Raw genomic sequence first — 19121 nt, forward strand, 5'->3', positions numbered from 1 at the left:
GGCCGCCGTCGACTTCGCGCGTCACGGTTGCCTTGCCATCACCGATTTCGATCTTCGAGGCGAAGGTTGCCTGCGCGGTGCCAAGCAGTGCCGCCAGCATCTGGCCGGTCTGGTTGGAATCGTCATCGATCGCCTGCTTGCCGACGATGACAAGACCCGGCTGTTCGGCGTCGGCGATGCCCTTCAGGATCTTGGCAACGGCGAGCGGCTCGACGGCATCGTCGGTCTCGACCAGGATCGCCCGGTCCGCGCCCATGGCCAGCGCCGTGCGCAGCGTCTCTTCAGACTTGGCAGGACCGATCGACACGACAACGACTTCCTCGGCCTTGCCGGCTTCCTTCAGCCGCAGCGCCTCCTCGACCGAAATCTCGTCGAACGGGTTCATCGACATCTTCACATTCGAAAGCTCGACGCCTGTGCCGTCCGGTTTCACGCGGATCTTCACGTTGTAATCAACCACCCGCTTCACGGGAACGAGAATTTTCATGACTGCACCTGTTCGTTAGAGTTCGGAAACGAGCCATCGCTTGTCGAACGCCATATTGCGGGTCCCGCAAGGTTCGTTGTGACGCCCTCTTGGCCTAAAGATCCTTTGCTATCCGCAGACCATCGTATATGGCCGCATGGGTATTGCGTGCTGCCACCGCATCCCCGATCCGAAAGAGCTGGAACAGACCTTCCCCGTTGCGGACCACCGACTGCGGCTCGCCAGCGAGGAGCTCGTCATAGGAGGTCTCGCCCAGATTGCTCGAAAGAGGCTTGAGGTCAAAATAGAGTTCGTCGAGGGGGATCGTGCCGTGGTTGACGACAATCTGGTCGACGACGCGCTGTTTTGACACGCCGCCGTAATCGCTGCCGACGCTGGCAACGATCTGGTTTCCGTTCCTTTCGGCGGATTCGAGGCGAAAGGTGACTGTGAACGTCACATCCAGTTTCTGAAGAGACCGCATATAAGGGACGAGGTTCATGGCCATGACCTCCGGCGCGAAAGAGCGATCCGGTGTCATGATCTCAACCTTCGCGCCCGCCTTGGCCAAAACCTCCGCGGCCTGCAAGCCCGCGTGATCTCCGGCATCGTCGAACACGAGGACATTCGAACCCGGTTTCACATCACCGGAAATGATATCCCAAGACGACACGACAAGATCGTTCCCCTTGGTCAGCACTTCCGTGTGAGGCAGGCCCCCTGTCGCGATAATGACAACGTCGGGCCTCTCCGCGGTGATCGTGTCTGCTTCGGCCCAGGTATTAAAGTGGATTACGACGCCGTATTTTTCGCATTGCGCCATCCGCCAGTCGATGATGCTGATCATCTCTCGGCGACGTTCGCTCTGGGCGGTCAGCCTGATCTGTCCACCAGGATTGCTTGCCGCCTCAAATACGATCACCTCGTGCCCACGCTCGGCGGCGACACGAGCGGCTTCGAGACCGGCCGGCCCCGCGCCAACCACTATCACTTTCCTGCGGACCTCAGTCTTCGGGATCACGTGGGGCATCGTCTGCTCTCGCCCGGTGGCCGCATTGTGAATGCAGAAGGCCATGCCCCCCTGGTAGATGCGGTCGAGACAATAGTTGGCGCCAACGCACGGCCGGATGTCTTCCTCCCGTTTTTCGATGATCTTGCGAACGATGTGAGGATCGGTCATGTGCGCGCGCGTCATGCCGACCATGTCGATCTTCCCTGACGCAATTGCGTAACGCGCCGTGGCAACGTCGGGGATCTTGGCCGCATGGAACGTCGGGAAGTTCGTCGCCGCCCGGATTTCCCCGGCAAAGTCCAGATGCGGTGAGTTGGCCATTCCCTGGATCGGAATGACGTCAGTGAGACCCGGATCAGTGTCGATATGCCCTCGGATGACATTCAGATAGTCGATCAAGCCGCTGTCGCGCAGCCGCTTCGATATCTCGATGCCCTCTTCCTTGCCGTTGCCACCAGGAAGGCGTTCGTCTGCGGTATATCGGACACCGAGTATGAAGTCGCTACCCACTCTCTCTCGCATCGCCTTGAAGACGTCGAAACAGAAGCGCATGCGGTTTTCGAGCGGCCCTCCGTACGGACCCCCGAGTTCGTTGGTCAGTGGCGAAGCGAACTGGTCGATCAGATGGCCATAGGCCTCGAGTTCAACGCCGTCCATACCGCCTGCTTTCATGCGCTCGGCGGCGTCGGCGAAGTCCTTGATGATGCGCTCGATATCCCAATCTTCCAGTTTCTTCGGGAATGCCCGATGCGCCGCTTCACGATGATGAGACGGAGCAACCACGGGGAGCCAGTCCCCCTTGTCCCAGCGTGTTCGCCTGCCAAGGTGGGTGAGCTGGATCATGATCGCAGCACCCTGTTCGTGGACGGCGTCCGTCATCTCCCTAACCCAGGGAACGATCTCATCTTTGTAGGCCAGAAGGTTGTTGAAGACGGGCGGGCTGTCCTTCGACACGGCGGCAGACCCTGCCGTCATTGTCATCGCGACGCCACCCTTCGCTCGCTCGACCGTATAGGCCCGGTAGCGCTCCTTGGGCATACCGTCCTCCGGATAGGCCGGCTCATGGGATGTCACGATGATACGATTGCGCAGTGTCAGATGCTTGAGTTTGTAGGGCTGCAGCAGGGGATCGTTCAACATCGGTCATGCTCCGGATTAGCATTTGGTCAGGACGCTAGGCGGAATGTACACATGTGTCAACATTGAAAACATACCAGTTAATTAATTTGACAGTAATGTACATTTTATTTGAATTGACCTTCCGGATTTGGTAGGAGTTGCTCATGGACCAGAGTTTGAGCGACAGTGGCTGGCGTGGATCGCAGGAGGGATGGCTCGAGGCAGCCTATGACTCCCTGCTGGAGTCTGGAATAGATTCCGTGAAGATCTTGCCCCTGGCAAAAAAACTCAACCTGTCGCGCACCAGCTTCTATTGGTTCTTCAAGGATCGCGAAGAACTTTTGGACGGGCTGGTCTCGCGCTGGCGGGAGAAGAATACAGGTTCCATCGTCAAGCAGTCGCAAGCCTACGCCGAGACCTTGGCAGAAGCGATGCTGAACGTCTTCGACTGCTGGCTGGACAGCCGGCTATTCGACAGCAAGTTCGAGTTTGCCGTGCGAAGCTGGGCCCTGCAGTCGGAGGATATCCTTCAGGAGGTCCAGGAGGCGGATCGAACGCGGATGGATGCGCTTGCCGGCATGTTCAAACGCTTTGGGCATCCTGAAATCGGCGCGGATGTTCGCGCACGGACAACCTACCTCGTTCAGATCGGCTATATATCGATGCAGTCGAACGAAAGCGTCAGCCTCCGCATGAAGCGCATCCCCGAATACATCGCAATCTACACGGGTGAAACGCCGCAGCAGCGAGAGCTTGACCGGTTCTTCGCGAGACATGGCTACAAGCCGGATTAGGGCCAGGTTAGGGCCGAGTTAGGAACAAGATGAGCGGAAAAGGAAGGATCGGGATCATTGGCGGCGCAGGTTGGCTTGGCGGTTCCATCGCAGGCTCGATCCTTCGCGCAGGCATTGCCGATCCCGCGGACCTTACGCTGTCCTATCGCCGCTCTCGACCAGACCGCTTCGCCGCGTCGCATTGGACGACGGACAATCAACTGCTTGCAGACCGTTCAGATGTCGTGATCATGTCTGTGCGCCCGCAAGACTGGGGTTCGGTGCCTGTGAAGCTGGAGCGGAAACTTCTGATCTCGGTCATGGCCGGTATTCGCGTCTCGGCGCTCATCGAAAGGCATGCGACCGAAAGAGTGGTCAGAGCCCTGCCCAACGCTGCCGCCGAAGTCTGTTGCTCCTATACGCCCTGGATGGCCTCGCCCGGCGTCGTTGCGGATGATCGCAAGCTGGTCCGAAAGATCTTTGGCGCCTGCGGTGTCGAAGACGAAGTGGGCAGCGAAACGGACATCGATTACCTCACCGGCATGTCGGGCACCGGGCCAGCCTTCCCCGCGTTCCTAGCCGCGGCAATGATGAAGCACGCGATTGCTCAGGGCTTGCCTGCAGATATCGCTGAGCGAGCCGTCGTGACGATGCTGACGGGAACCGGACGCCTCCTGGAACGACAGCAAGACAATCCGACCGACATCGTAAACCGTTTTGTCGACTATCGCGGAGTAACCGCGGCTGGCATCGAGGAAATGCGCGCGTCAGGATTCGACGAGGCTATTTCCAACGGACTGGCTGCAGCCTTCAAGAAATCGGTGAGTATGGGAGACGCTTCCTAACGACCGTTGAAGCGGGTTCGCGGCACCCCGCTCAAGAGACACGCCGCTAAGAAAAGGGAACGATAATGAACAAGTTATTGGCTTCTACGTGCATGGTACTTGGCCTGTTGGGAACGGCCTCTTACGCAAATGCAGCGGATTGTGGCAGTGTCACGATCGCGAGCATGAATTGGCAAAGCGCGGAAGTTTTGTCGAACCTCGACAAGATCATCTTGAACGAGGGGTATGGTTGCAACGCGGAAATCACCGTCGGCGACACGGTTCCGACCATCACCTCGATGGCCGAAAAGGGCGAACCTGACATTGCTCCCGAAGCCTGGATTGATCTTCTTCCGGATGTTGTGAAGAAGGGCACGGAAGAGGGACGCATTGTCAAGGTGGGCTCGCCCCTTCCAGATGGCGGCATTCAGGGTTGGTGGATTCCCAAGTATATCGCGGACGCCCATCCTGATTTGAAAACCATTCCCGACATGCTGAAACACCCCGAACTGTTCCCGGACGCCGAAGATTCCTCGAAGGGAGCAATTTATAACGGACCGCAGGGCTGGGGTGGCACCGTGGTCACATCTCAGCTCTATAAGGCATTCGATGCTGAAAAATCGGGCTTCAAGCTGGTCGACACCGGCTCCGGCGCGGGTCTCGATGGCTCGATCGCAAAGGCATATGAACGCAAGCAGGGCTGGGTCGGCTATTACTGGGCCCCAACCGCTTTGCTTGGCAAGTACGAAATGGTCAAGCTCGAAGCCGGTGTTCCGGCTGATGCGGCCGAGTGGAAACGCTGCAACACCGTCGCAGACTGCGCTGATCCGAAGCCGAACGCATGGCCGGTTGATACGATTGTCACGCTGGTTGCAAAGCCCTTCTCTGAAAAAGCAGGGCCGGATGTGATGGCCTACCTCGAGAAGCGTTCGTGGAGCAATGATACCGTCAACAAGCTGATGGCCTGGATGACCGACAATCAGGCGAGCGGTGAGGACGGTGCCAAGCACTTCCTGAAGGAAAACAAAGACGTCTGGACAAAGTGGGTGTCGGAAGACGCAGCGAAGAAAATCGAAGCCTCGCTTTGATGGGTGAATGGGCGGCGCGTTTTGACACGTGCCGCCACTTCAGAAGCCGGAAAGTAACCCAGGAGACTTGTCACGGCTCGTTCAGAGAAAGGGGACCCGAATGGAATGGTTTTACAAATTTCCGCACATGAACGACGACAGTCTTCGTGACCTCAAGAAGATGATCGACGACGGATTTCGAGGTTTCACGAGGGCATACGGCGACACCATCGAGACCCTCTTCTCTCCCTTGCAGCACTTCCTGATTGCTGTTGACCGGTTCATGACCCAGACGCCGTGGCCGATCATTACGCTGATGGTTCTGGTGATCGCATGGCTAGGAAGCCGCAGCCTTAAGATTGTGCTCGGCTGTCTCGTAACATTGCTGCTCATCGGCTATTTCGGCATGTGGGACGATACCATGAAGACCGTCTCGATGATCTTCGTCTGCACTGTCCTATCCATCGCGCTGGGCCTGCCGATCGGCATTCTGATGGCTCGATCGGACCGATTCCAGCGTATTGTCCACCCAATCCTCGACGTGATGCAGACCATGCCGAGCTTCGTCTACCTGATCCCGGTCGTCATGCTGCTCGGAATTGGCCGCGTTCCTGGCCTCATCGCCGTAGTCATCTATGCGATCCCTCCCATGATCCGATTGACCGACCTCGGCATTAGGTTGGTCGACAAGGACGTACTTGAGGCAGCCGACGCCTTTGGCGTTTCAAACTCCCAGAAATTGTTCAAGGTGCAGATGCCTCTGGCATTGCCAACCATCATGGCTGGGATCAACCAGACCATCATGATGGCGCTGGCGATGGTCGTGGTTGCCTCGATGATCGGCGTCCAAGGACTTGGACAACCGGTCCTTAAGGCCATCGCCAATCAGTACTTCACCTTGGGTATTTTCAACGGCCTCGCCATCGTCGGCATCGCCATCATCTTTGATCGAGTGAGCCAGGCATATGGCAAGCGGCTCCAAAAGCATCGGGAGATCGTTCATGGCTGATCATGATTTTGGCGGCATAAAGATCCGGCACCTCTTCAAGATCTTCGGTCCGAATGCCACGTCTCATATCGAGGCAGTCCAGAAGGGACTGACCAAGGCTGAATTGAATCGAAAATACGGCCACGTGCTCGGTCTGCGCGATATCAATATCGAAATGCCATCGGGTTCGATCCAGGTCATCATGGGGCTGTCCGGTTCGGGAAAGTCGACGCTCATTCGTCATATCAACCGACTGATCGACCCGACTGCCGGCGAAGTGCTGGTCGACGGCGTGGATGTGGTCAAGATGGATGAAAACGAGCTGCGTACTTTCCGTCGGCACCAAACGGCGATGGTGTTTCAAAAGTTCGCGCTTCTGCCGCATCGCAACGTTCTCGACAATACACTCTTTGGTCTTGAGGTTCAGGGCTTAGAGCGTTCGAAAGCTGTCGACGTCGCAATGCGGTGGCTCGATCGCGTCGGATTGAAAGGCTTTGAAGAGAAATACCCGAATCAGCTTTCAGGTGGCATGCAGCAGCGCGTCGGCCTTGCGCGCGCCCTTTCGAATGACGCGCCGGTTCTATTGATGGATGAAGCCTATTCTGCGCTTGACCCGCTGATCCGAACCGATATGCAGACTGTGCTGCTCGACATCCAGCAGGAAATCAAGAAGACCATCGTCTTCATCACACACGATCTCGATGAGGCATTAAGGTTGGGAGACCAGATCGCTATCCTGCGCGATGGCGAGATCATCCAGCAAGGCAGCAGCCAGGACATCGTGCTGCGGCCCGCAGATGAGTATGTCGCCAACTTCGTGAAGGAAGTAAACCGCGGGCGTGTGGTTCAGGTCAGTGCCATCATGAGCCCCTTGCGACCCGGCGCTTCCGGCAGCGGCTTCACCGTCGACGCCTCCATGACCGTCGAGGAGGCCGTTCGCCTGCTTGCGTCGGTTCCCGATGGCGATGTGACTGTCGTCGGTGAAGGATCTCGTCCTGTGGGGATTGTCACGTTCCGCCAACTTGCAACCGCGATGGTCAATTCGGATATTGCTCAAACGCCCGAAGAGGCGATTGCGCTTGTCCGGTGAGGCTATTCGCAACGACGTTCGACCCTGACGCCGCCAAACGCGAGCATGGGCTTCATCCCGGCTTGCATGAGGCGTTATTGGCGATCGCGGTTCTGCCGATCGATATCCCAGAAAGCAAGCTCAGCGCTGACGTCGGCGCTGTGCGTTTTCTCCCCGCAGCACCCCGCCAAGCTCGGTGACATCCAAAAGGCTTCGTAACCCCAAACCCAACGATGACCCGCATCCGGGAGTGACTATGCCCGAAACGTTTCCCCGCCTCTTTAGCCCGCTTCGGATTCGCGGGCACACGCTTCGCAACCGGATCGTCTTTGGCGCCCATACAGCCAACATGGCTGTCGAAGGCCTGCCGACGGAGCGCCATGTCGCCTATTACGCGGAACGTGCGATCGGCGGCGCTGCGATGGTCGTCGTCGAACCGATGCCGGTTCATGCTTCCGCCGTTCTGACCAGAGGAAACTTCCGGCACTCTGACGACAGTGTCGTGCCGCATTTCATGACCGTTGTCAGCGCCATAAAGGGCAATGGCGCAGTGGCGATCCAGCAGCTTTATCACGTCGGAGCCCACGGCGATTCCGACAATTCCTTCCACCCCCACTGGTCGCCGTCCGGACTGCCGAGCTACCACGACAGCGACGGCTCGCATCCGATGACCGAAGCCGAAATCCTTGAGACGATTGACGGCTTTGTTCAGGCGGCACGACGATGCCGCGAGGCCGGCTTCGACGGTGTTGAAGTCTGGGCAGCCTATCTGGGGATGGTCGACCAGTTCTGGACACCTTGGAGCAATCGACGCGAAGACCGGTGGGGAGGCTCTCTTGAAAACCGCACGCGCATGTCTCGTGAGATTCTTGCCCGGATTCGAGAGATCTGCGGACCGGATTTCATCATAGGCATTGCGGTAAGCGACGAGCCGGATGTCAAGGCAGCCCTCCAGCGAGACGAACTTGCGCAGATCGTGAAGCTTCACGACGAGCTCGGTCTGATCGACTATGTCACCTGTGGGTCGGGGGGCTACCTCGATTTCTACAAGCTGATGCCGACGTTCATCTATCCAGAAAAACTCGGCGCCGATCTTGCCGCTTGTCTCAAGAAGGTCGTTAAAAAAGCCGTGGTCGTCGCCGAAAGCCACATCCGAACCCCTGAAAATGCCGAGACCGTCCTTGGTGAAGGCGCGTCCGATCTAGTATCCATCGTTCGTGGGCAGATCGCCGACCCTCATTTGGCGCGCAAGGCCCGCGAAGGCCGACCTCAGGACATTCGTGGCTGCATTTCCTGCAACCAGATGTGCTGGGGGCGCCGGTCCAGGGACTACTGGATAAGCTGTCTGATCAACCCTTCGGCGGGCCGTGAATTCGAATGGAACGGCGATCGCTTCACCAAGGCGACTCATCCAAAACGAGTGCTTGTCATCGGTGGCGGCCCAGCAGGGCTTGAGGCGGCAAGGGTAGCGGCGGAACGTGGCCACAGGGTCGTCCTCTCGGAGGCCGGAACGCGCCTCGGCGGCAACTTTCTACTCGCGGGACTGCAGCCGAGGCGCGCGCAGATCCTTGATCTGCTCGGCTGGTACGAACGCCAGTTGGAGGCGCTCGGCGTTGACGTCAGATTGAATACATTTGTGGAAGCCGATGACATCGACCCATCTAGGGTAGACGTGGTGATCGTTGCGACAGGATCCTATTCAGCGGAGACCGGGTTCCAGAAAGCCCTCCCGACGATTGAGGTGATGCCCGGTTTCGACAAGGGCTGCATATTCACGGTCGAAGCCGTCATGGCTAAGCAGGCAAGGCCTGGCAAGAATGTCCTTCTGCTGGATGAGGCAGGTGGCTGGCGCGGTTGCGGAACGGCTTGGAAATTGGCCGAAGACGGGCATCACGTTACGATCGTCACGCCCGACCCGTTTGTCGGAAAGGAGCTTCAGAGAACGGCCGCCGATGTCCCGATGCGCCAGGCTTTGAAAAAGCTCGGCGTCCAGTGGAGTACCGAGACCAGCATTGTCGAATGGCACGGAAACGGCGCAACCGTTCTGGATCACAATACCGGTAAACGCAGTTTTATGGAGGCGGATGCACTCGTCACCGCAACCACCAACCACCCAATGGACTGGCTCATGCCAGGCCTGCTCGAATTGGGCGTTACCGTGCGACAAATCGGCGACTGCGCGGCACCGCGCCAAGCTCCCTATGCGTTCTTCGAAGGCAGAAAGGCCGGATTGGAAATCTGACATGTCTGACCAGGTGGTGCTGAAAATAAAAAACGCCGAGGACCTTGCAATGGAAGCGTGCCTGGCCTGCGGCGCAGCCTTGTCGAGCGCGCGTTCGCTCGTCGAAGCTACGCTGTCGGCAGCAAGCTACGGGCCGCCGACGCTCGGGTTTCCACACCTCGTGGACTATCTCCATGGTTTCCTGGAAGGACGGATAAATTGCGATCCAAAACCCCGATCGGACCGCGCTTTCCCCGCATTTCTCGTTTCGGACGCAGATCGGGGTATCGCTCAGTTGGGTTTTGATCTGGCCTTTCCGGATCTGCTCGAGGCGGTTCGCAATTTCGGAGTGGCCGTCCTCACGCAGACAAACAGCTATACGGCCGGCGAACTCGGGTACTACGTTCGCAGGCTTTGCAATGAAGGTATAATCGGTCTGGCGGCGACAAATGCAAATGCCATGATGGTGGCCAAGGCCGGCGGCCCAGTGGTCTATAGCACAAATCCCATGGCATTCGGATTTCCACTCGGCGAGCGCACACCTCCGCTGATCATTGACCAAGCGTCGAGCGCGACCGCCTTCGTTAATATCGTGAGAGCTGCCGAAGAAGGAAAGACGATCCCCGAAGGCTGGGCAGTAGACGAAGAGGGTAACGCAACCCATGATGCCGAAAAGGCGCTGATGGGAGCCTTGTTGCCTTTCGGAGGGCGAAAAGGCGCAAATGTCGCGCTCCTTGTGGAGATGCTGGCGGCTGGCCTTTCGGGTGGCCCCTGGTCGCTGGACGCGCCAGATTTCAGGTCGGGAACGCAGTCGCCTGCGGTAGGGTTAAGCGTGATCGCAATCATGCCAAGGGAAAACACAGACGCGCAGATCGAGCGGGCCCGCGCCCACGTCCGCCGCCTGCAGGATCACGGCGTGTTCATACCCGGGGTTGATAGAAATTACTCCCCTCGGCCGCCAATGGACGTCACCATCCCCCGCGGTGTCTTCGAAAGGATCTCGGCTATCATCGGCAAGTAATACTTCGAATACGCTCGTCGCCAACCATCGGGTGTAGGCTCAGCGGCCGCGTACCAACCACATGGTCTTTGCGTAAGTTTGCCGCCCGAGTGACGCAATTTTGGTTGGGCCAAAGGCCCAGCTTGCCAGCGGGCTGCAGCGGCCGTCGAGCGCCTCTGCCCAATTCTGGGCACGCACCTTGAAATCTTGGGCGCAAGCCCTCTATCTCGAGCGAACCGGAGACGACATGTGGTTTATGACTGGTCAGGGACACGAGCTCGCCGACTCCGGCGAGCTAAGATTTTCGCCTATTGTTTCGTTGCGGCTGTTGTTTCACTTTCGGCCGTGCTGAAGTTTGCCGCTGTTGATATTAACTGAGCGTTAAGTCGCTTAATTAATGGCGTTGGAGAGAACAAACTCTTATGACCATAGTCGGTACGCCAGCACCATCACCCCTTAGTGCTGCAACGGACCCGGCGCTCCAAACGGCAAGCGACGGGTCCTTTTTCTTAGCTGTCGACCACCATTCAATTTGAATTGGATCTGCCGCAAGGAGATTCATGCCCGAGCTTGCAGTGCGGGTTTATGTCGAGACGTCCCAACCTTTTCAGGAGGTTATTTAATCACCGGCAGGTGGAACGACTAGCGCCACCAGGGATTTTACGCTTGGGCTTGCGGATCCGCCTCCTGCAACTCCGGTTGCAGCGCAGTCGAAGAAAGGTTCAAGCGATGGAAATCCACCCTAAGTTGCTTCCAAAAGGTGATTGGGTTCCAAATAATCCATTACTGCCCGTCGTCGTCTATCAGTCAGCGGTAGACGCCACCGGCGATATGGCGGGGCGATTTGAAACCTTGTTCCGGGAGCACGGTTGGACAGGAATCTGGCGAAACGGGATATTTGACTATCACCACTACCACGTAAACGCGCATGAGATCCTCGGAATAGCGAGGGGTCATGGGTCCGTCCAAATTGGGGGTCCTGGGGGTATCAGCTACGCCGTGAAGGCCGGTGATTGCCTGGCCCTGCCGGCAGGAACGGGGCACTGCCTCGTCGTAGCAAGCGACGATTTCCTCGTTGTTGGTGCTTATCCGCCCGGTCAGCGCCCGGATATCAAAAGATCGAACGCAACCGAAGAAGACCTTGAAGCTATAAGAAAGCTGCCTCTTCCCCCAGCTGATCCCGTAACCGGCCGTGCCGAGCCATTGCTGACCCAATGGCGATCACCAAGCGCGGATGAAAAGTGACGCTACGCGAAGCGGTAACGCCATCTCTAGCAACCCGCTCTGGCGATCGGCGACCGCCCAGGGGCAATCTACATTGTCGAGGTCGCCAGTTTTTTCAATCCAGCGGGTGTGACGCTGTGTCCGTCTCTGAAACACGTTGCTATTGCCCTCCTCTACGTCAGCTTTGACCGCTACAGCCTGCGAAATCTAGCATTGACCTTTTATTGAAAGGCGCTATCTCGCGCCGACACTTCCTCATGATCCGACTGTGAGGCCGCAACTCAATCTGGCCAGGCTTCCCGGATCGACCTCACACATTTGCGAGAAGCGTTTATGTTGCATGCCGCAGTATCCACCAACAGGCTCAAAACTGGCCTTGAGCCTGTCGTGGCATTGGCGTTGGCGAGCGCTATCGTCTTCTTCATCGTCAGCGGCGCGATCGGCTACTTCAATCTGCATTCACTCCGGGACAACAACGCTCGGGTCGTCCACACGCACGAGGTCATCGTGTCCCTGGGTAAGCTGCTGTCGAGTGTCCAGGATGCAGAAACCGGCCAGCGCGGCTTCGTGCTGACGGGAAACGAACGGTATCTTGATCCTTACCAAGCTGCCCTGGCGGACATTCCGCAGCGGTTCGCCGAGATTGCAGACCTGACAAATGACAATCCCGACCAGCAGCGCCTTCTACCTGTGCTCAGGCAGCGTGTTGATGCAAAGCTCTCGGAATTGAAGGACACAATCCACGCAAGGCGCGCGCGAGGATTTGAACCAGCTCTCGCTTTGATCAATTCAGATCGCGGCAAGATCGAGATGGATGCGTTGCGTTCGCACCTCTTCTCCATGACGCAGGAAGAATCCAATCTTCGCTCGCAGCGGCTGACCGAAATGGAGACCGCCTACACGACCGCGCTGGTGACCAGCGCTCTCGCGGCGCTGCTTGGAATTCTTCTCACGATTGCAATCGGTGTCCTCGTGCGCAGGGCCACAAACGCTCGGCGCTACGGTGACTGGCAGAGGACTGGTCATCTTGGCCTGGCTGGCGCCATGATGGGCGACCAGCGGACTGACGAGCTCGGCAACAGCATCCTCGAATTCATGGCACGCTACGCAGGGGCAGTAGCCGGCGCGATCTTCGTCGGCGACAAGGACTGGTATCGTCGAGCCTCCACCTACGGCGTGCCTTCTGGGGCTGCCATCCCGGCAAGGTTCAGCGGAAGAGAAGGACTGCTTGGCCAAGCGGCCGCCGAACACCGGATCCTCACCATCAACGATGTCCCTGACGGCTACCTTGCCTTTGGTTCCTCGCTCGGCAGCGACAAGCCCCGGAATCTGGTGATCCTGCCGAGTGTTGTCGATGGGAACGTCAATTCTGTTATCGAGCTCGGCTTTCTTCGGCCAGTCCCCGAACACGTGCTCGTCTTCCTCGAGCAGGCTTCATCGACCATCGCAACGTCAATTCGCTCGGCGAGCTATCGAAGCGAACTCCAGAACCTGCTTGAGGAGACTCAGCGCCAATCTGAAGAACTACAGGTTCAGAGCGAGGAGCTGCGCGTGTCGAACGAGGAGCTTGAAGAGCAAGGCCGGGCGCTGAAAGAATCTCAAGCTCGCCTGGAGCAGCAACAGGCGGAACTGGAGCAGACCAACTCGCAGCTCGAGGAGCAGGCCCGGCAACTTGAAATTCAACGCGATGATCTCGAACGCGTCAACACTTCAATAGAGCTTAAGGCGCGAGAGCTCGAACAGGCAAGCCGTTACAAATCGGATTTTCTTGCCAACATGTCGCACGAGCTTCGGACACCGCTGAATTCATCCCTCATTCTCGCCAAACTGCTCGCCGACAACGCGGATGAGAACCTCACGGAAGAACAGGTAAAATATGCCCAGACGATCCAGTCATCGGGCAATGACCTCCTCAATCTGATCAACGATATTCTAGACTTGTCGAAGATCGAGGCGGGACATGTTGACGTAAAGCCGGAGCCGGTATCGGTCGAGCGGCTAGCGGACAACTTGTCACAGCTTTTCAGGCCGGTAGCATTGAACAAGGGGCTTGGGTTCCAGGTTGAGCTTGCCCCCGACAGCCCGACCGTTATCGAAACCGACCCCCAGAAACTCGAGCAGGTCCTGAAGAACCTTTTGGCAAATGCCTTCAAGTTTACCGAAAGGGGACATGTAACCGTCGCGCTTGCGCCAGCGCCTGCTGGCCAGGTCGCTTTTGCCGTTCGCGACACCGGCATCGGTATTGCCGAAACGCAGCAGCAGAGTATCTTCCAGGCTTTCCATCAGGCCGATGGAACCATCAGCCGCAGGTATGGCGGAACCGGCCTCGGGCTCTCGATTTCACGTGAGCTCGTTCGCTTGCTGGGTGGCACCATCCACCTCACCAGCCGCGAGGGACAAGGCAGCACGTTCACTGTTGTCATCCCGCAATCCTACGATCCAGCGAAGGTCGCTCCCCGGGATTCCCTTCCAGCGATACCAGTTACACCAGCCGTAGCCACCCCAATTGATGAGCGAGCTGGCCCGCAACTGCAGCGACCTCAGATTATCGAAGATGATCGAGCCGCCCCCTCGGACGCTCGGCATCTTCTCCTCGTGATCGAGGACGATGACAGCTTCGCCACAATCCTTCGTGATCTCGCCCGCGAGAAGGGATTCCGTGCAATCGTCGCCGGTACCGCCCACGAGGCTCTTGGTCTTGCCCGGCAGTTCATGCCGAGTGCGATCGTGCTTGATGTTGGCTTGCCCGACCAGTCGGGCCTCTCCGTCCTCGACAGGCTGAAGCGCGACGTGCAAACGCGGCATATTCCAATCCACATCGTATCCGCCAACGATTACACGGAAACGGCGTTTTCTCTCGGGGCGGTGGGCTACATGCTCAAGCCTGTAAAAAGGGAACAGCTGGTCGAAGTACTCGAAAGGTTGGAATCGAAGCTCTCGCAGCGCATGCATCGCGTGCTGATCGTGGAGGACAACGAGGTTCAGCGCGAGGCTGTGGCGAGATTGCTGACGTCCCATGAAGTTGAAACAGTCAGCGCGGGGACCGCGGCAGAATGTCTGAAGTTGCTGAAAGAGCAGACATTCGATTGCATTGTCCTCGATCTGTCGCTGCCAGATGCTTCCGGATATTCGCTCCTGGAAACAATCAGCCAGGACAGCGATCATTCCTTTCCTCCCGTTATCGTCTATACCGGGCGGGTGCTTTCGGCCGACGATGAGCAAAAGCTGCGTCGTTACTCGAAATCGATCATCGTTAAAGGCGCGAAATCCCCGGAACGTCTGCTTGACGAGGTGACGTTGTTCCTACACCAGGTCGTTTCCGATCTTCCCGACGAGCAGCAGAAAATGATCCGGAAGGCCAGAAATCGGGACGCGCTTCTCGAAGGACGCAGAATCCTGGTAGTCGAGGATGACGTAAGGAACGTGTATGCGCTGACCAATATTCTGGAGCCGCGAGGAGCAATGATCGAAATTGCGAGGAACGGCCAGGAGGCGATCGATGCACTTTCGAAATCCACTGACGATCCGTCAAATGCAATCGACCTTGTCCTCATGGACGTAATGATGCCGGTCATGGATGGGCTGACGGCGACGCGGGAAATTCGGAAAAACGCTGCCTGGAAAAAGCTCCCTATCATCACGCTGACGGCGAAGGCGATGCCAGACGACCAGCAGCGCTGCATCGAGGCGGGCGCCAATGACTACATGGCCAAACCGCTCGACGTCGAAAAATTAATGTCACTGGTACGCGTGTGGATGCCCCGGTGACCGAAACGAATACTGCAAACATCGAGGACATCGAAATCCGGCTGCTGCTGGAAGCGCTCTACGTGCGTTACCACTACGATTTCAGAAACTATGCGATGGCGTCAATCAAGCGACGCCTGAAACAGGCGCGTGAGAACCTCGGCTTCACAACTTATTCCGCGCTCCAGGAGAACGTACTCCACGACCCGTCGGCGTTGCCCTATCTGCTAGGTTACCTGACGGTCCAGGTCAGCGAAATGTTCAGGGATCCGACCTACTTCAAGGCAATCAGAGAGAGCGTCATCCCGCACCTTCGAACCTATCCGTCCCTGAAGGTCTGGATCGCAGGCTGCAGCAGCGGAGAAGAACTCTATTCGATGGTAGTCCTCTTTCGCGAAGAAGGGCTCGAGGAGCGCACCATCTTCTACGCTACCGATATCAATCAGGAGGCGTTGAATGCTGCTGAGACTGGGATCTACGATCTGGACCGGATCCGGATGTTTACGGAAAACCACCGAAAGTCCGGCGGTAGATCCTCGCTGTCGGACTACTACATGGCTGCGTACGGACGGGCAACATTTGACAAAACCCTGCGCCGCAATGTCGTCTTTTCCGACCACAGCCTGGTTACTGACGCCGTTTTTGGCGAGATGAACCTGGTTTCCTGTCGAAACGTCATGATCTATTTCGATCGATTGCTGCAGGACCGGGCACTTGGGTTGTTCAAAGACTCCTTGCCCCGAAATGGCTTCCTGGGTCTCGGGTCCAAGGAAAGCATCCGGTTTTCGTCGCATTCACGATCCTTCAAGGAATTTGTTCGCGAGGAGAAGATCTACCAGAGGGTGTGGCGATGAGTATTGAACGCCATGGAGCTGTTGTGATCGGCGCGTCGGCCGGTGCGCTGGATGCGTTGTCGGTCATTCTGCCGGGTCTGCCGACCGGATTTCGCTTGCCTGTATTTGTGGTGGTGCATGTCCCTCCTGACAAACGAAGCGTGCTTGCCGAACTGTTCCAGGCAAAATGCGAGCTTGAAGTGTGCGAGGCGGAGGACAAGGAACCGATCAAAGCTGGCACGGTGTTTTTTGGGCCGCCAGGCTATCATCTGCTTGTTGAATCACCCCAGTCCCTGTCGTTATCCACCGACGATCCGATCATGTTTTCGCGACCATCCATCGATGTGTTGTTCGAAACCGCCGCACAGGTTTACGGCTCGGGTCTGATAGCGATAGTGCTGACCGGTGCAAATCAGGATGGAGCGGCAGGCTTGAAGGCGGTTGTCGAGGCAGGGGGTACAGCTGTCGTCCAAAATCCGCACGACGCTTTTGCCAAGGCAATGCCCGAAGCGGCGATCGGAGCCTGCCCGGACGCGAAAATCATGTCGCTTGTTGCGATAACCGAATACTTGAAGAAGGTGTAATGCTCATGGACCCCGTGTCCTTCCTCCTTGTCGACGATCTCGAAGAGAACCTCATCTCGCTGGAGGCGCTCCTACGTCGCGAGGGTTTGAAACTCCTGAAAGCACGCTCGGGTGACGAGGCTCTGGAGCTCCTCCTGAAGCATGATGTAGCGCTTGCTCTCATAGACGTGCAGATGCCCGGAATGAACGGCTTCGAGCTCGCCGAGTTGATGCGAGGCAATGAGCGTTCGCGTCGTGTTCCGATCATGTTCGTTACCGCAGGTAGCCCTGATGGCACCTGGCGTTTCCAGGGATACGAAGCTGGCGCCGTCGACTTTATCCAGAAGCCGATCGAAACCGACATTCTCCGCAGCAAGGCGGACGTTTTCTTCGAGCTCTATCGGCAGCGCCAGCAGCTGGCAATGCAACGGGACGAACTCGAGGCACGGGCGAAAGCCCTGAAGGAGGCTGACCAAAGGAAAGACATCTTTCTTGCGACACTGGCTCATGAACTGCGCAACCCCCTCACCCCTTTGCGACATGGGCTCGACGTTCTGAAGAGAAACCCAGCCAGTACCGAGGCCGATAGGATCCGTGCTACCATGGATCGCCAGCTCTCCCACCTCGTGCGGTTGATCGATGACCTTCTCGACGTCTCTCGCGTGAGCCAGGGCAAGATCGAACTTCGCAAGGAGCCCGTCAAGGTTCAGGACGTTCTCAACGCCGCAGTGGAGGCAAGCCGCCCCGCAATTGACGCGGCGAAACATGCCCTCAGCACCGATCTGCCTAGCGAGCCGATCTGGGTAGAGGGCGATCCCGCGCGCCTTTCGCAAGTTGTCGCCAACCTGTTGAACAATGCAACCAAATACACGCCTGATAACGGACAGATCGCAATATCCGCGCATGCCGATGGAACAGATGCCGTCATCACGGTGTCCGACACCGGTATCGGCATTCCCGACGACATGCGATCGAAGGTGTTCCAGCTTTTCACGCAGGTGGATGATCACCTGAACAGGTCTCAGGGCGGCCTTGGTATCGGTCTATCGCTTGTGCAGCAGCTCGTGACCTTGCACGGCGGTCATATTGTGGCGACAGCTGCTCCGGTCGGCAACGGAACCTCATTTATCGTTCGCCTTCCTCTCGTTGCCGCGCCGTTTGAAACTTCGGCGACCCTATGCGGACCATCCAGCGGCACAGTTTTGGAGAGCGCGCTTAAAGTTCTCGTAGTGGACGACAACGTGGACGTCGCTCGGGTCGTGGGCTGGATGCTGGAGGAGGTCGGGCATGAGTATCACCTCGTTCACGACGGTAGGGAGGCTCTACAGGAAGCGCGCCGGTTTCACCCCGACGTCGTGCTGCTCGACATCGGCCTACCGCATATGGACGGCTACGAGGTGTGTCGGGCTTTTCGAGCCGACCACGAGTTCAAGGACATACCCATTGTGGCGCAAACGGGCTGGGGCCAAAGCAAGGATAAGGCACTCGCCGCCGCCGCCGGCTTCAACCACCATCTCACGAAACCCGTGAATCTGGAGGAGCTCAGCGGAGTTCTCGCTTCTATCACTTAGGGATCATACCAAATTGGGGCAACCTCAAAATCGGTCATCGCCCGGGACAGGTTCCCTGAAGTTGATGCTTCTAAAAGCAATCTTTTCAACAGAGCACGCAAGCCTGGCTGGCCCGCCTCGATCGCGGCGTCATTGATCAGAAACCACCTGGTTTCCCGCGTCTTGTATTCGGGGAACGTGTCCGCGACCGACGTGACATGCAAGATGTGCGAGGTGACCTTGTATCGCTGCATGTCGGCGCCCTTGAAGTAGGTGAAATCACCGAAAGGTCGCACCGACACCTTCCCCCGTATCCCGGCCTCCTCGAACGCTTCTCGTTCTGCGGCCGCGTACGTCGTTTCGCTTCCCTCGATATGACCTTTTGGCAGCCCCCACCGGCCGTTTCGCTTGCTGCCAACGAGCAGGATCTCGACGTCTTGTCCCGTGCGCCGGAGGCAGACTGCGCCAGCCTGTGGAATGTCTGGGAGGCGGTGCCGCAAAACGGATTGAAACTCCGGAGTGTGCTCCAACATGGCATCTCCTTTGACGTGGCTATCAATAGCGTCGGGGAGCCGACATCCACACCGTTGCGTCTGGCGTGTTTATCGAAAAAGGCCCACGATAACCAGATACGAAAAGTTGAACTATTTGCCGGCTACAAACGT

15 protein-coding genes are annotated in these 19121 nt (G+C 57.7%); 12 read left to right on the top strand and 3 right to left on the bottom strand.

All coding sequences use genetic code 11. The features are described 5' to 3' along the window. Together RGCCGE502_RS17545 and RGCCGE502_RS17550 are read right to left on the bottom strand one after the other, a co-directional pair. A partial coding sequence (locus tag RGCCGE502_RS17545) for an electron transfer flavoprotein subunit beta/FixA family protein (RefSeq protein WP_016555526.1) occupies window positions 1-487 on the bottom strand: 487 nt, incomplete at its 3' end. A gap of 94 nt (window positions 488-581) precedes the next feature. Beyond that, complete coding sequence (locus RGCCGE502_RS17550) at window positions 582-2618, bottom strand: NADH:flavin oxidoreductase (RefSeq protein WP_016555527.1); 2037 nt, start codon at window positions 2616-2618, stop codon at window positions 582-584. Between the two features lie 143 nt (window positions 2619-2761). Here RGCCGE502_RS17550 and RGCCGE502_RS17555 point away from each other — a divergent pair, with 143 nt between their 5' ends. From RGCCGE502_RS17555 to RGCCGE502_RS17615, 12 genes are all read left to right on the top strand, one after another. Further along, window positions 2762-3391: a TetR/AcrR family transcriptional regulator gene (locus RGCCGE502_RS17555; protein ID WP_016555528.1), complete on the top strand. Its 630-nt coding sequence runs from the start codon at window positions 2762-2764 to the stop codon at window positions 3389-3391. 29 nt (window positions 3392-3420) lie between these two features. After that, window positions 3421-4215: a pyrroline-5-carboxylate reductase family protein gene (locus tag RGCCGE502_RS17560; RefSeq protein ID WP_016555529.1), complete on the top strand. Its 795-nt coding sequence runs from the start codon at window positions 3421-3423 to the stop codon at window positions 4213-4215. A 65-nt stretch (window positions 4216-4280) separates the two neighbouring features. Beyond that, a complete protein-coding gene (locus tag RGCCGE502_RS17565; RefSeq protein ID WP_016555530.1) occupies window positions 4281-5282 on the top strand; it encodes an ABC transporter substrate-binding protein in 1002 nt (333 codons plus the stop codon). A 100-nt stretch (window positions 5283-5382) separates the two neighbouring features. After that, on the top strand, window positions 5383-6270 hold the full coding sequence (locus tag RGCCGE502_RS17570; protein WP_016555531.1) for an ABC transporter permease: 888 nt from the start codon (window positions 5383-5385) through the stop codon (window positions 6268-6270). Further along, window positions 6263-7339 carry a quaternary amine ABC transporter ATP-binding protein gene (locus RGCCGE502_RS17575; protein WP_016555532.1) on the top strand — a complete coding sequence of 359 codons (1077 nt, stop codon included), beginning with the start codon at window positions 6263-6265 and terminating at the stop codon, window positions 7337-7339. Before RGCCGE502_RS17570 ends, RGCCGE502_RS17575 begins: the two co-directional genes overlap by 8 nt. Window positions 7340-7574: 235 nt before the next feature. After that, a complete protein-coding gene (locus RGCCGE502_RS17585) occupies window positions 7575-9560 on the top strand; it encodes an oxidoreductase (protein ID WP_016555534.1) in 1986 nt (661 codons plus the stop codon). A 1-nt stretch (window position 9561) separates the two neighbouring features. Next, window positions 9562-10560 carry an Ldh family oxidoreductase gene (locus RGCCGE502_RS17590; RefSeq protein WP_016555535.1) on the top strand — a complete coding sequence of 333 codons (999 nt, stop codon included), beginning with the start codon at window positions 9562-9564 and terminating at the stop codon, window positions 10558-10560. Window positions 10561-11205: 645 nt separating this feature from the next. Beyond that, a complete protein-coding gene (locus RGCCGE502_RS17595; protein WP_341875036.1) occupies window positions 11206-11784 on the top strand; it encodes a cupin in 579 nt (192 codons plus the stop codon). A 312-nt stretch (window positions 11785-12096) separates the two neighbouring features. Next, complete coding sequence (locus tag RGCCGE502_RS17600; RefSeq protein WP_016555537.1) at window positions 12097-15531, top strand: response regulator; 3435 nt, start codon at window positions 12097-12099, stop codon at window positions 15529-15531. Further along, the gene (locus RGCCGE502_RS17605; protein WP_040674951.1) at window positions 15528-16364 is read left to right on the top strand and encodes a CheR family methyltransferase; all 837 of its coding nucleotides are present in this window, start codon (window positions 15528-15530) and stop codon (window positions 16362-16364) included. Before RGCCGE502_RS17600 ends, RGCCGE502_RS17605 begins: the two co-directional genes overlap by 4 nt. Next, a complete protein-coding gene (locus RGCCGE502_RS17610) occupies window positions 16361-16927 on the top strand; it encodes a chemotaxis protein CheB (protein WP_019280092.1) in 567 nt (188 codons plus the stop codon). The genes RGCCGE502_RS17605 and RGCCGE502_RS17610 overlap by 4 nt, the downstream gene beginning before the upstream one ends. Continuing rightward, on the top strand, window positions 16927-18477 hold the full coding sequence (locus RGCCGE502_RS17615) for an ATP-binding response regulator (RefSeq protein WP_016555540.1): 1551 nt from the start codon (window positions 16927-16929) through the stop codon (window positions 18475-18477). Before RGCCGE502_RS17610 ends, RGCCGE502_RS17615 begins: the two co-directional genes overlap by 1 nt. On the opposite strand, the gene RGCCGE502_RS17620 is transcribed toward RGCCGE502_RS17615, so the two are convergent. Beyond that, complete coding sequence (locus RGCCGE502_RS17620; protein WP_016555541.1) at window positions 18474-18989, bottom strand: NUDIX hydrolase; 516 nt, start codon at window positions 18987-18989, stop codon at window positions 18474-18476. The genes RGCCGE502_RS17615 and RGCCGE502_RS17620 overlap by 4 nt on opposite strands. Window positions 18990-19121: the final 132 nt, after the last annotated feature.

The organism is Rhizobium grahamii CCGE 502 (assembly GCF_000298315.2).
GTDB classification, from domain to species: Bacteria; Pseudomonadota; Alphaproteobacteria; order Rhizobiales; family Rhizobiaceae; genus Rhizobium; species Rhizobium grahamii.